A 13,173-nucleotide genomic window follows, 5' to 3' on the forward strand; every position below is an offset into this window, starting at 1 on the left:
AGTCCATGCCTCAAATCGAATAAACTATTATGTTTATTTATTGAAAACTTTTGATGCGACTTTCATCAGATAAACACCTTGAGCGCGTTGAGGTCTAATTTACGCCTAAGGTGTAAAACTCGGTGGGCTTATGATAGCCTTTGCGCCTTTAAATATATGACTTGGAGAAATTGTGTCTGATAAAATTACGGGTGTAGAGCAACAGGCTAGCTATGGCATTGGTTATCAAATGGGTGAGCAGCTTGCCTCAAACCCTTTCGACGGTTTATCGCTAGATACCGTTGCAAAAGGCCTTGCAGATGGTTTTAATCGCGCAGAGCCGGCAGTTAACAACGATGAACTGCGCGTAGCGTTTAATGAGATTCATCAGCGTTTGCAGGCCGCCAAACAAGAAAAATTTGCAGCAGTCGTTGAGCAAGGCGAGTTGTTTTTGGCCGACAATGCAAAGCGAGATGAAGTAAACGTAACTGCCTCTGGCTTGCAGTATGAAGTGATTAATAAGGCCGATGCAGACAAGTCGCCCACCGCAGACTCAACCGTGCGCGTGCATTATCACGGTACCTTATTAGACGGCTCAGTATTCGACAGCAGTTACGACCGCGGTCAGCCTGCCGAGTTCCCTGTTGGTGGCGTTATAAAAGGCTGGACCGAAGCCTTACAGATTATGAATGTAGGCGATAAATGGCGTTTGTACGTGCCACATGACCTTGCTTATGGTGAGCAGGGAGCAGGCGGTGCGATTGGCCCATACTCTACCTTAGTGTTTGATGTTGAGCTGCTAGACATCATCGCGTAAAGGCTTTTTATGCTCGAGCCTAGGTCTTAAGCCTTTTCTTTGGGACTGATTTCAGGCGCTAAAAAGGGTAGAAAACCCGATGACAGCATTCGAGCTTTAAAAACACGTAACGAATTTAAAAACCGCCTCATGCCTTGCATGCAGCGGTTTTTTTATGCCCAAGATGTGTAAATGAAACGAAGCGCGAATGCTCTGGCGGATTTCTAATCAATAATCACTAGCAGGCCAATTGTGTTGGTCATCCTACATCGTGTGCGTTTTGCTACGCGGAGCAGCATTCAAGCATTTGAGTTATAAGTAACTTGTGTCACAATACCCAGCATATTAAACGCAAATAAAAACAACATATCAGTCATGCTCGAAAAAACCTGCAAGGTCATCGATTCTATCAATTCTGCCCTAGGTAAAACGGTGAGTTATGCGACTTTCGCAATGGCGCTAGTGATGTTTGCGATAGTAGTACTGCGCTACGGATTCAACGTGGGTTGGATTGCGATGCAAGAATCTGTGATGTACCTACATGCGGCAGTTTTTTTGCTCGGCAGCGCGTTTACCTTTCAACATAATGGGCATGTGCGAGTAGATGTTTTTTATCGTCGTTTCTCTGAGCGAAAAAAAGCACAGGTTAATCTTTTTGGCAGTTTGGTATTCATGCTTCCAGTGAGTTTATACATTGGCATTATATGCTATCAATACGTACTGGAGTCGTGGCGCTTATTTGAGGGAAGCCGCGAGCCAGGCGGCTTGCCCTTCGTCTATATTCTAAAATCTTTTCTTTTGGTGTTCGCGGTTTCTATGGCCCTACAGGCTATTTCTGATATTGCCCAACAAAGCCTGAAGCTTTTGCGTGGGGAGCACGATTAATGGAGTGGTTATCTTTAGTGCTATTTGCCGCGGTATGCGCAACATTGTTGTTGGGATATCCGGTGGCGCTCACTTTAGCCGGGGTTTCATTAATTTTTGCTGGCATTGGCGCATTATTGGGCGTGTTTGATGCCAATTATTTGCTAACGGCTCCGTCGCGCCTATTTGGCATTGTCAGCAATACCACGCTGATTGCAGTGCCCCTATTCGTTTTTATGGGTGTTGTGCTCGAGCGTTCAAAAATTGCAGAGGACTTATTGGTTGCGATGTCGTCGGTGCTGGGGCGCTTTCGTAGCGGTTTGGGCGTATCGGTTATTTTGGTAGGCATGTTGCTTGCTGCCAGCACTGGAATAGTGGGCGCGACGGTGGTGACAATGGGTTTATTATCTTTGCCTACCATGTTAAAACGCGGATATTCGCCCGAGCTTGCAACCGGAACCATTTGTGCAACCGGCACGCTTGGTCAAATCATCCCGCCTTCTATTGCGTTAGTGCTTCTCGGAGATGTTTTATCGAGCGCCTACCAAAAAGCGCAGCTTGATATGGGGATCTTTTCGCCAGAGAGTGTGTCGGTGGGGGACTTATTTGTTGGGGCAATTATACCCGGCCTGATCTTAGTCGTGTGCTATTTGCTTTATTTGTGGGGGGTAAGTCGTTTTTCTCCCTCGCAGGTACCTAGCGAGGGTCAGAAAAACGAGCACGCGTCATTAGGCTCACTTCTTTTGGCACTGCTGCCACCTCTGCTGCTCATCGTTGCGGTCTTGGGGTCAATATTATTTGGATTTGCCACGCCTACCGAGGCTGCTGGGGTAGGGGCGGTTGGCGCGCTATTATTGGCAGGCATAAAACGCCAGCTTAACAGTGCAAATATCAATTATGTTGTGCAAGAAACTACAAAAGTCACCTGTATGGTGTTTCTGATTCTTATTGGCGCTTCTATATTTTCGTTGGTATTTAGAGGCTTTGGCGGCGAAACGCTGCTAAAAGAATTTTTCACCTCACTTCCGGGCGGTGTGTTTACGGCAATGCTGCTGGTGATGGTGGTGATGTTTCTACTGGGCTTTATTTTAGATTTTATTGAAATTACGTTTGTAGTGGTGCCCATCGTCGCACCGATTTTAATCATGATGGGTGTCGACCCTATTTGGTTGGGCATAATGATTGCGGTTAACTTACAAACTTCGTTTTTAACGCCGCCTTTTGGTTTTGCGTTATTCTATTTGCGCGGTGTTGCAAGCGATTTAGTGCGTACTGAGCAAATATACAAAGGCGTTATCCCGTTTATTTTGATCCAACTGGGAGTGCTCGTCGCGCTTGCTGTATGGCCACAGATTGTCACGTGGCTACCACATACCATTTATAAATAAGGAAAGTTATGAAAAAGTTCCTCACCATGATGAGCGTGATTGCTCTAATGTTTTTACAAGCATGTTCCGGCGGCGACAATACTCAATCAGATGGGGAAGTGAAGCCGGCTAAAACATATAAGTGGAAGTTAGTGACTTCTTGGCCTAAAAACTTCCCTGGTTTAGGCCGAGCGCCAGAAACCTTTGCAACATATGTGAATGAGATGTCTGGCGGTCGCTTACAGGTAACTGTATATGGCGCCGGAGAGCTAGTGCCGGGCTTTGAGGTGTTTAATGCAGTGTCTGGTGGCAGCGCTGAAATGGGGCATGCAGGTGCATATTACTGGAAGGGAAAAATCCCCGCAGCGCCAATTTTTTCAGCTATTCCATTTGGTATGAACGTAACGGAAATGAATGCATGGCTCCATTACGGGGGAGGGATGGAATTATGGCGTGAACTATACGAACCCTTTGGCGTTATTCCATTTGTAGGGGGTAGCACAGGCGTGCAAATGGCGGGTTGGTTTAAAAAAGAAATAAATTCTATGGCAGATTTTCAAGGCCTTAAAATGCGTATTCCTGGACTTGGCGGGGAAGTATTCAAAAAGGTTGGAGGTTTACCGGTTACCCTCACAGGTGGAGAATTGTTTACCTCACTACAAACCGGTGCAATAGACGCGACCGAGTGGGTGGGACCGTATAATGATTTATCATTTGGTCTGCACAAAGCTGCCCCATATTACTACCACAGTGGCTGGCATGAGCCGGGTACGAGTTTGGAGTTTATTGTTAATGCCGAGGCATTTAATGAACTGCCCGCCGACTTGCAGAAAATTGTTGAAGTGGCGACGAAAGCTGTGAATCAAGACATGCTAGATGAATATACCGCAAAAAATCATACGGCCCTTCAACAACTTATCAACGATCACGGCATTGATGTTCGACCCCTGCCTGACGATGTTTTAGCTGCACTAAAGGCGGCCACCGCAGAGGTTATCGCGGAAAAACGTGCAGAAGATGCGAGTTTTGACAAAATATATTCGTCTTACGATGCGTTTTACCAAAATGTAAAACGTTATCATGCTCTGTCGGAGCAGGCTTATTACAACAATAGAGACTAAAGTTTGCTGTCAGCTGGACTGATTTGTTTATGGCGCGCATCACTATAGAATTCGCGCCCTTAGCCTTCGGGAACTCAAACTCGTATTAAGCGTACGTTTTACATTGCAATAAACGAAGTATAAAAGCCTTCGTTTGTAAAAAGGAGCAAGCATGATTATTAAGCCAAAAGTAAGAGGCTTCATTTGCACAAACGCCCACCCTGTGGGCTGTGCACAAAGCGTTGAGAATCAAATCCAATATATTCAGGCGCAAGATTTTACCCAAGATGGACCCAAAAACGTTTTGGTAATTGGATGCAGTACAGGCTATGGCCTAGCATCGCGTATTACCGCTGCTTTTGGCTATGGAGCGAACACCCTAGGCGTATGCTTTGAAAAAGAACCTACTGAGCGTAAAACGGGGACGGCCGGTTTCTACAATACCGCAGCATTTCATCAAAAGGCACAAGCTAAAGGACTGTATGCTCAAAGTATAAATGGCGATGCGTTTTCTGATGAAGTAAAGCAAGCGTGCATTGACAAAATTAAACAAGACATGGGCAAGATTGACCTTGTGATATATAGCCTCGCCTCACCACGCAGAACCGACCCTGACACCGGCGAAGTGTTCAAATCCACGCTTAAACCAGTTGGCCAGTCATACACCACTAAAACCTACGACACCGATAAAGACTTGGTACATGAGGTCACTTTAGAGCCAGCTAATGACGATGAAATAGCACAAACGGTCAAAGTGATGGGCGGAGAGGATTGGGAGCGTTGGTTGTTTCAACTGGCAAAGGCTGATGTTCTAAGTAAAGGCTGCAAAACTACGGCGTATACGTATATTGGCAAAGAACTAACATGGCCTATTTACGGTCAGGCCACGATAGGACTGGCAAAAGAAGATTTAGACAGAGCAGCTAACTCAATTATCAATAATCTCAAAAACATATCGGTGCAAGCAAACGTATCCTCGTTAAAGGCGCTTGTGACGCAGGCGAGTTCAGCAATTCCTGTAATGCCTCTGTACATTTCTTTGATTTATAAAGTAATGAAAGAAGAAGGCTCGCATCAGGGGTGTATTGAACAAATTGCTGGCCTGTTCAATGAGCGTCTGTTTACCGAAAATCCACCGACCGATGAGATGAACCGCTATCGCATGGACACCGTCGAGACGAACGATGCTACGCAGGCCAAAATCAAAGCATTGTGGGATCAAATTGACCAAAATAACTTCCACGAATTGTCTGATTATGCAGGATATCACAAAGATTTTTTGAACTTATTTGGCTTTGACATTCAAGGTGTTGATTATGAGGCCGATGTTGACCCTATGGTGAAATGGACTTAGTGCGTTCACGCAGTCGCGAAAACGTCTGAAAATATCCACCAAAGGCCAGCGTTTAGCTGACATCTTTGGTGGAATTATTTTTGCACGACTTTGCTTGATTAAATACGCTTTTGGTATAATTGCCATAGCCTTTTTAGGGCAGTTAATGCTAAAATCGCCGCCATTCAGGGTTGGTACATGCTTCTAATGCACAATTAGATGGTTAGATATCAATACCGCTTGCAAAAAAACATAATAATAATAATGAGTTACCAAGGGATTCGCTAAAAGCAAACGCTTTTTCGAATAATTAGTCACGTGTGTTTTATGATACATAGGCGAATAGGAAGTAATTCAAACTTGCTTGTTTGAACTGCAAAAAAGTAATAAAAACAGGCACATTTAAATTGGTTTCTAAATTAAGAGTAGTCAATTGCATATGATAAAGATAAAGAAAGGTCTAGACCTTCCCATCAAAGGAGAGCCCGAGCAAACTATCGTTGATACGATAAGTGCTTCTAAAGTGGCTATCCTTGGTGAGGAATATATTGGTATGCGACCCACTATGCACGTCCAAGTGGGCGATGTGGTGAAAAAGGGTCAAATGCTGTTTGAAGACAAGAAGAATCCGGGCGTTAAGTTTGTTGCGCCAGCAGCGGGTGAAGTTGTTGAAGTAAATCGTGGCGCTAAACGTGTATTACAATCTGTTGTGATAAGCGTAAAAGGCGATGAAGCGATAGAGTTTCCAAAATTCGATGATGCTGGCCTAGCAAGTGCTGACCGCCAAGCTATTGTTGATGCCATGATTGATTCGGCTCTTTGGACAACCCTTCGCACGCGCCCTTACAGCAAGGTACCCGCGGTTGAAAGCACTCCGCATTCAATTTTCGTAACTGCAATCGATACCAACCCTTTAGCGGTCGACCCGCAAATCGTGTTGGCTGAACGCAAAGAAGAATTTGCATTTGGTTTGAAAGTACTTGCAAAACTGACCGAAGGTAAAATTTACGTCAACAAAGCGCCTGGTGCCGATATCCCAGCCCAAGGTGAGCGTGTAGAGGTAAACGAATTTGCTGGGCCGCATCCAGCGGGTTTGGCAGGTACGCACATTCATTTCCTTGACCCCGTTGGTCAGAAAAAACGCGTATGGTATGTAAATTACCAAGACGTAATTTCAATCGGTTCAACCTTTCAAAGCGGACAGCTCGACCAAACTAAAGTTGTGTCTATTGCTGGTCCAATGGCGAAGTCACCGAAGATTGTTCGAACGCAAGTTGGCGCAAGCGTTAATGAGCTTATTGAAGGTCAATTATCGAATGATCCGGTGCGCGTAATATCCGGTTCAGTGCTAAACGGCACCAAAGCATCAGGTCCCCATGCGTATTTAGGCCGTTATCACAATCAGGTTTCGCTGATTAAAGAAGACTCCGAGAAGAAGTTTTTTGGCTGGATTATGCCCGGCTCAAATCAACACTCTGTGACGCGTGCCTATCTAGGTCACCTAGCGGGTAAAAAGAAATTTGATATGACTTCTACAACTAATGGTTCAGACCGCTCAATGGTACCCATTGGCAACTATGAACGCATCATGCCATTAGACGTTATTCCAACATTACTGCTGCGCGATATCATATCGGGTGATACCGATAGCGCACAAACCATGGGTGCATTGGAGCTAGATGAAGAAGATTTGGCCTTGTGTACTTATGTATGTCCAGGCAAATACGACTACGGTCCTATTTTGCGTGACTGTTTAACCATAATTGAAGCTGAGGGTTAAGTCATGGGTTTAAAAGCATATTTAGAAAAAATCGAGCCTGATTTTGAAACAGGTGGTAAATACGAAAAGTTCTATGCGCTTTACGAAGCAGCAGCAACCATCTTTTATACGCCTGGCAAAGTAAACAAGGCGAGCACGCACGTTAAGGATAGTATTGACCTTAAGCGCATCATGATCATGGTATGGATGGCTACCTTCCCTGCGATGTTCTACGGTATGTACAACGTAGGTTTACAAGCATCGTACGCGATTCAAGCAGGCGGGGCGCTCTACGACGGTTGGCAAGCAGGTTTGTTTACCGCTCTTGGTGGTACGCTTACTGCTGATTCCGGTTGGTTTAGTATGCTCTTTTACGGCGCATGCTTTTTTGTACCGATTTATGCAACTACGTTTATCGTAGGTGGTTTTTGGGAAGTCTTGTTCGCCTCTGTGCGTAAACACGAGATAAACGAAGGGTTCTTCGTAACCTCAGTACTGTTCTCGCTAACACTGCCTGCAACGATTCCGCTATGGCAAGTTGCCTTGGGTATCACCTTCGGTATCGTTATCGCGAAAGAAATTTTTGGCGGTACAGGCCGTAATTTCTTAAATCCTGCCTTATCTGGCAGAGCCTTCTTATACTTTGCGTATCCTGCTCAAATATCAGGTGACCAACCGTGGGTTGCGGCTTCAATGGCCGATGGCTACTCAGGCGCAACATGGTTAAGTAATGCTGCTAATGGTCAAATGGACTACAGCGACATGACTTTATTCATGAATTCTTTCTTAGGCAATATCCCAGGCTCTGTGGGTGAAGTGTCGACATTGATGATCATGTTAGGTGGTTTATTCATTATTTATTTAGGGATTGCTAGCTGGCGTATTGTTGCTGGTGTGGGCTTAGGCGTTGCATTTTTTGCCACTTTGCTCAACTTGTTTGCGACCGACCCTAGTTCAATCATGGCGATGCCTTTTTACTGGCACATGGTCATTGGTGGATTGGCTTTTGGTATGTTTTTCATGGCTACCGACCCGGTCTCCGCCTCTTTTACCAATCAAGGTAAATGGATGTACGGCTTCTTTATTGGCTTGATGACGGTGTTAATTCGGGTACTAAACCCGGCGTTCCCAGAAGGCATCATGCTAGCTATATTATTCGCAAACTTATGGGCGCCTTTATTCGATTATTTCGTTGCCCAGAGCAATATCAAGCGGAGGATTGCACGTGTCGGCTAAGAAAGAAACTTTAGGCAAAACATTACTTGTTGTTATTGCTGTCTGTTTGGTGTGCTCTATTGTTGTGGCTGGTTCTGCTGTTGGCTTACGCTCCTTGCAAGAAACAAATGCCGCATTAGATAAAAAATCTAACATACTTAACGCTGCAGGTTTGCTAGGCAATGCCTCGTCAAAAGAAGAGATTGCAAAAATATATGACAAGCGAGTGGAAGAAAAATTTGTTGACTTATCAAACGGTCAATATGTGGAAAAACCATCACCTGACTTTGATATGTACAAAGCGGCAAAGCAACCTGAGTTTTCAGTCAAGGTTGAGGGCAGCAATGTAGGCTTTTTGAATCGCTCTAGTATCGCTAGCGTTTATCATGTGAAGGATGAGTCGGGCAAAGTAACTCGCATTATTCTACCTGTGCATGGCTCTGGCCTTTGGGATTTGATGTATGGTCTTTTGGCCATCGATGATGACGGGCAAACAATACGCGAATTGATTTATTATCAGCACAAGGAAACACCCGGGCTGGGCGCTGAAATTCAAAACCCAGCATGGCAAGAAAAGTGGGACGGTAAGCAGTTGTTTAAAGACGGCGAAGTCGCTATCAGCGTGGATAAAAACGTTGGCGACGGCAATCAGTATGCAGTTGATGCATTGTCTGGCGCAACGCTAACGAGCAACGGTGTTGAAAATACTTTGCAATACTGGGCGGGTGAGAATGGCTTTGGCACTTACCTAAAACGTCAATCTTGGAAATCTTCATAAGGCACGAACATGGCTGATACTAAAGAAATGAAAAAAGCCCTCTTCGGGCCGATAGTCGATAGTAACCCTATCGCTCTGCACGTGTTGGGCATTTGTTCAGCGCTTGCAATTACCACTAAACTCGAGACTGCATTAGTAATGTCGATGGCCGTTATTTCGGTACTCGCGTTTTCTAACCTGTTTATTTCAATGATACGCAATCAGATCCCATCTAGCGTTCGCATAATTATCCAAATGACGATTATTGCGTCTTTGGTTATTGTGGTTGACCAGATACTGAAAGCTTATTCTTATGAGATATCGAAGCAGCTGTCGGTATTTGTTGGCTTAATCATCACCAACTGTATCGTGATGGGCCGTGCAGAAGCTTATGCAATGAAGTCTCCTCCATTGATGAGTTTCCTAGACGGGATTGGCAACGGCATGGGTTATGCGTTTATCCTGATTGTTATTGGTACTGTAAAAGAGCTGTTTGGCTTTGGCACCATTTTAGGCTTTGAAATTCTGCCTTTGGTCCAAAACGGTGGTTGGTATCAAGGTAACGGCTTGCTAATTTTACCGTTTAGCTCGTTTATCTTAATTGGTTTAATGATTTGGGCAATCCGTACCGTACGCCCAGAGCAAGTAGAGCCTAAGGAATAATCGCAATGGAACATTATTTATCACTTGCAATAAAAGCCATTTTTATCGAGAACATGGCGCTTTCATTATTCTTAGGTATGTGCACCTTTTTGGCAGTATCTAAAAAAGTAAAAACCTCAATGGGCTTAGGTGTTGCGGTTATCGTTGTGCTGGGTATATCGGTACCTGTTAACCAAATCATATACACAAATGTGCTTGCGCCAGGCGCTTTAGCTTGGGCCGGCTTTCCAGATGCTGATTTGAGCTTCTTGAACTTTCTAACGTTTATAGGCGTAATTGCTGCGCTAGTGCAAATCTTAGAAATGACCTTGGATAAGTTCTTTCCTGCTTTGTATAACGCATTGGGTATATTTTTACCTTTGATTACTGTGAACTGCGCCATTTTTGGTGGCGTTGCCTTTGCCGTGCAGCGTGAATATACCGTTACAGAAGGTATTGTTTATGGTGTTGGCTCTGGTATGGGTTGGGCTCTGGCTATTGTATTATTAGCGGCGGTTCGTGAAAAACTGAAGTATGCAGATATGCCCGACGGCATACGTGGACTAGGTTCGGTATTTATGATTGCAGGCTTAATGGCGTTAGGTTTCCAGTCGTTCGTAGGTATTTCACTGTAAAGTGATTAGGAGCATATAAATGAATCAGATAGAGATATATCTCGGCGTAGGGATGTTTATAGCGATTGTATTGGTGCTGGTGTTAATAATCACCTTTGCCAAGTCAAAGCTCGTTGCCAGTGGCGACGTACAAATAATGATTAATGATGATCCAGACAAGGTTATTACTGCCGCACCCGGCGGTAAGTTACTGGGCGCGTTAGCCGAATCAGGCATTTTTGTATCATCTGCTTGTGGTGGTGGTGGTTCTTGCGGTCAGTGCCGCGTAGACATCAAAGAAGGCGGCGGTGAGATTCTTCCAACCGAGCTTGATCACATCACCAAACGTGAAGCAAAAGAAGGGTGCCGTTTGTCGTGTCAGGTTGCGATTAAGCAAGACATGAAAATTGAGCTACCAGAAGAAGTATTCGGCATCAAAAAATGGGATTGCGAAGTTATTTCAAATAACAATGAAGCAACCTTCATTAAAGAGCTTAAGCTTCAAATTCCTGACGGCGAGAGTGTGCCGTTCCGTGCAGGTGGTTATATTCAGATTGAAGCGCCGCCGCATCATGTTAAGTATAAAGATTTTGAGATCCCAGAAGAATATCGTCCAGATTGGGAGCGTTTCGGATTTTTTGATGTTGAGTCAAAGGTTGACGAAGAAACCATTCGAGCTTACTCCATGGCAAACTACCCTGAAGAAGAAGGCATTATTATGTTGAACGTGCGTATTGCTACGCCGCCGCCTAATAACCTTAGCCTGCCGGCAGGTAAAATGTCATCGTTTATATGGTCTTTAACTAAGGGCGATAAGGTTACGATTTCTGGGCCATTTGGTGAATTCTTTGCAAAAGACACTGATGCCGAAATGGTATTTGTGGGCGGCGGTGCCGGAATGGCGCCTATGCGTTCGCACATTTTTGACCAACTTCGTCGCATTAAAACCGATCGTAAAATTACCTTTTGGTATGGTGCTCGTTCTTTACGCGAAATGTTTTATGTCGAAGATTTCGATATGCTTCAAGAAGAGAACGAAAACTTCAATTGGTACGTGGCCCTATCGGACCCTCAACCAGAAGATAACTGGGATGGTTATACAGGCTTCATTCACAATGTGTTGCTTGAAAACTATTTGAAGGATCACCCAGCGCCAGAAGACTGCGAGTTCTATATGTGTGGACCACCTATGATGAACGCAGCGGTCATCAACATGCTAAAAGATATGGGTGTTGAAGACGAAAACATCATGCTTGATGATTTCGGTGGTTAATTTTTTCTAATTGACTGATATTAATAAAAGGGGCATCGCGCCCCTTTTTTGTCTTTATTAATGCTCACGCACGATTGTTCACTTGTTATTGGTGAGAACTAATTCAGGTGTATTAACAAATCAGGAGATTGAATCTAGTGATGCGTCAACCATCAAAATATATATCAGGTGTATTTATCATCCTGACGCTTTTATTTATTAGTAGTTGTAGTGAGCCACTTGACCATGCATATGCCCTAAACGGCAAAACAATGGGAACCACCTACAATGTGAAATTCTATTTGTCGGAGCAGTCGCAGAATGTTGATGTTCAAGCTTTGCAAGCTGAATTGGACCAACGACTAATTGAAATTAATCAGCTAATGTCTACTTACATACCCGATTCAGAACTATCGCTTTTGAACCAAGCGATAGCCAACGAACCTTTTCCCATAAGTGATGAAACCCAGCGTGTCATTAACGAGGCGCTTCGCATAGGTAATATGAGCAACGGTGCGCTTGATATAACCGTAGGCCCACTGGTAAACCTTTGGGGTTTTGGACCTGACCAAAAGCCAGAAACTGTACCAAGGCCTGAGCAAATAAGTGAACTTGAGCCATTTGTGGGCACAGACAAATTTGTGCTCGATGGCGGTAAGATAATCAAAGCACACCACAAGGTGTATATTGATTTATCTACCATTGCGAAAGGTTACGCAGTGGACGAATTAGCGTCGATTCTTAGCGATAAAGGGATAGCTGACTATTTAGTAGAAATAGGCGGTGAAATGCGCGTTGCCGGCAAAAAGCCAGGGCAGCAAGACTGGCTAGTTGCCATAGAAAAACCGATTACGAGCGAGCGAGCAATTCAGCGTATACTCTCTATTGGCGATAACGCAATAGCGTCATCTGGTGACTATCGTAATTATTTTGAGGAAGCAGGCGTAAGATTTTCGCACCTCATTGACCCAAAAACTGCCTACCCCATTCAGCATAACTTAGTAGCGGTGAGTGTGATTGCGCCTACGTGTATTGAGGCCGATGGCTTGGCTACGGCGCTTATTGTTATGGGAGCAGAAGAGGGAAGAGCCCTTGCCGAGCGTGCGGGCATATCGGCACTATTTATTACTAAAGAAGGTGATGAATTTGTTGAATACCGGTCTACTGCTTTTGAACGCCATGTAAAAGTGGTGCAGTAAGGCATTTTGAGCATTTGAGTGATATTTTTAAATAAGAGGTTTTTGTGAGCACATTTATACTGGCATTTGGCTTTTTCTTGCTAATGGTTTTAGCAATGGGCGTTGGTTATATTTTTCAGAAGAAAACCATTTCTGGCTCTTGCGGAGGATTAGGTGCGCTGGGTGTTTCAAAAGCCTGCGATTGCCCAGAACCCTGCGACCGAAAAAAGGCCCGTCTTGAAAAAGAAGCTCTGCGTGAGCAAAAGCTAAAGGAATGGAAAGACAATCAAATCATTTAGCTAGCTTATGTTTCCATG

13 protein-coding genes are annotated in these 13,173 nt (G+C 44.5%); all 13 read left to right on the forward strand.

What is annotated here, in order from left to right; translation table 11 throughout:
- Positions 1–172 precede the first annotated feature (172 nt).
- Positions 173–796, forward strand: a complete 624-nt coding sequence (locus ACFO4O_RS16030; RefSeq protein ID WP_382410356.1) for an FKBP-type peptidyl-prolyl cis-trans isomerase — start codon at positions 173–175, stop codon at positions 794–796.
- Positions 797–1,150: 354 nt separating this feature from the next.
- On the forward strand, positions 1,151–1,660 hold the full coding sequence (locus ACFO4O_RS16035) for a TRAP transporter small permease subunit (protein WP_382410358.1): 510 nt from the start codon (positions 1,151–1,153) through the stop codon (positions 1,658–1,660).
- The gene (locus ACFO4O_RS16040) at positions 1,660–3,027 is read left to right on the forward strand and encodes a TRAP transporter large permease (protein WP_382410360.1); all 1,368 of its coding nucleotides are present in this window, start codon (positions 1,660–1,662) and stop codon (positions 3,025–3,027) included. The genes ACFO4O_RS16035 and ACFO4O_RS16040 overlap by 1 nt, the downstream gene beginning before the upstream one ends.
- An 8-nt stretch (positions 3,028–3,035) precedes the next feature.
- Positions 3,036–4,127 carry a TRAP transporter substrate-binding protein gene (locus ACFO4O_RS16045; RefSeq protein ID WP_382410362.1) on the forward strand — a complete coding sequence of 364 codons (1,092 nt, stop codon included), beginning with the start codon at positions 3,036–3,038 and terminating at the stop codon, positions 4,125–4,127.
- Between the two features lie 151 nt (positions 4,128–4,278).
- Positions 4,279–5,460, forward strand: coding sequence for an enoyl-ACP reductase FabV (fabV, locus tag ACFO4O_RS16050; protein ID WP_382410364.1), 1,182 nt, complete (start codon positions 4,279–4,281; stop codon positions 5,458–5,460).
- A gap of 418 nt (positions 5,461–5,878) precedes the next feature.
- The gene (locus ACFO4O_RS16055) at positions 5,879–7,219 is read left to right on the forward strand and encodes a Na(+)-translocating NADH-quinone reductase subunit A (protein WP_382410366.1); all 1,341 of its coding nucleotides are present in this window, start codon (positions 5,879–5,881) and stop codon (positions 7,217–7,219) included.
- 3 nt (positions 7,220–7,222) lie between these two features.
- A complete protein-coding gene (locus ACFO4O_RS16060; protein WP_382410368.1) occupies positions 7,223–8,434 on the forward strand; it encodes an NADH:ubiquinone reductase (Na(+)-transporting) subunit B in 1,212 nt (403 codons plus the stop codon).
- Positions 8,424–9,191: a Na(+)-translocating NADH-quinone reductase subunit C gene (locus tag ACFO4O_RS16065; RefSeq protein ID WP_382410370.1), complete on the forward strand. Its 768-nt coding sequence runs from the start codon at positions 8,424–8,426 to the stop codon at positions 9,189–9,191. Before ACFO4O_RS16060 ends, ACFO4O_RS16065 begins: the two co-directional genes overlap by 11 nt.
- A gap of 9 nt (positions 9,192–9,200) precedes the next feature.
- The gene (locus ACFO4O_RS16070; protein WP_382410372.1) at positions 9,201–9,833 is read left to right on the forward strand and encodes an NADH:ubiquinone reductase (Na(+)-transporting) subunit D; all 633 of its coding nucleotides are present in this window, start codon (positions 9,201–9,203) and stop codon (positions 9,831–9,833) included.
- Positions 9,834–9,838: 5 nt separating this feature from the next.
- Positions 9,839–10,447 carry an NADH:ubiquinone reductase (Na(+)-transporting) subunit E gene (gene nqrE / locus ACFO4O_RS16075; RefSeq protein WP_382410373.1) on the forward strand — a complete coding sequence of 203 codons (609 nt, stop codon included), beginning with the start codon at positions 9,839–9,841 and terminating at the stop codon, positions 10,445–10,447.
- A 19-nt stretch (positions 10,448–10,466) separates the two neighbouring features.
- On the forward strand, positions 10,467–11,699 hold the full coding sequence (gene nqrF / locus ACFO4O_RS16080; RefSeq protein WP_382410375.1) for an NADH:ubiquinone reductase (Na(+)-transporting) subunit F: 1,233 nt from the start codon (positions 10,467–10,469) through the stop codon (positions 11,697–11,699).
- A 140-nt stretch (positions 11,700–11,839) separates the two neighbouring features.
- Complete coding sequence (locus ACFO4O_RS16085) at positions 11,840–12,877, forward strand: FAD:protein FMN transferase (RefSeq protein ID WP_382410377.1); 1,038 nt, start codon at positions 11,840–11,842, stop codon at positions 12,875–12,877.
- A gap of 44 nt (positions 12,878–12,921) precedes the next feature.
- Positions 12,922–13,155 carry a (Na+)-NQR maturation NqrM gene (nqrM, locus tag ACFO4O_RS16090; RefSeq protein WP_382410379.1) on the forward strand — a complete coding sequence of 78 codons (234 nt, stop codon included), beginning with the start codon at positions 12,922–12,924 and terminating at the stop codon, positions 13,153–13,155.
- The last annotated feature ends 18 nt before the right edge of the window (positions 13,156–13,173 follow it).

It is taken from the genome of Glaciecola siphonariae, assembly GCF_042652645.1.
Taxonomy (GTDB): domain Bacteria; phylum Pseudomonadota; class Gammaproteobacteria; order Enterobacterales; family Alteromonadaceae; genus Glaciecola; species Glaciecola siphonariae.

Bases quoted from the DNA above. Each gene is read 5' to 3' on its own strand.
- ACFO4O_RS16085 (WP_382410377.1), top strand. From the start codon at position 11,840: ATGCGTCAACCATCAAAATATATATCAGGTGTATTTATCATCCTGACG.
- ACFO4O_RS16035 (WP_382410358.1), top strand. From the start codon at position 1,151: ATGCTCGAAAAAACCTGCAAGGTCATCGATTCTATCAATTCTGCCCTA.
- fabV (WP_382410364.1), top strand. From the start codon at position 4,279: ATGATTATTAAGCCAAAAGTAAGAGGCTTCATTTGCACAAACGCCCAC.
- ACFO4O_RS16045 (WP_382410362.1), top strand. From the start codon at position 3,036: ATGAAAAAGTTCCTCACCATGATGAGCGTGATTGCTCTAATGTTTTTA.
- ACFO4O_RS16055 (WP_382410366.1), top strand. From the start codon at position 5,879: ATGATAAAGATAAAGAAAGGTCTAGACCTTCCCATCAAAGGAGAGCCC.
- nqrF (WP_382410375.1), top strand. From the start codon at position 10,467: ATGAATCAGATAGAGATATATCTCGGCGTAGGGATGTTTATAGCGATT.
- ACFO4O_RS16040 (WP_382410360.1), top strand. From the start codon at position 1,660: ATGGAGTGGTTATCTTTAGTGCTATTTGCCGCGGTATGCGCAACATTG.
- ACFO4O_RS16070 (WP_382410372.1), top strand. From the start codon at position 9,201: ATGGCTGATACTAAAGAAATGAAAAAAGCCCTCTTCGGGCCGATAGTC.
- nqrE (WP_382410373.1), top strand. From the start codon at position 9,839: ATGGAACATTATTTATCACTTGCAATAAAAGCCATTTTTATCGAGAAC.
- ACFO4O_RS16060 (WP_382410368.1), top strand. From the start codon at position 7,223: ATGGGTTTAAAAGCATATTTAGAAAAAATCGAGCCTGATTTTGAAACA.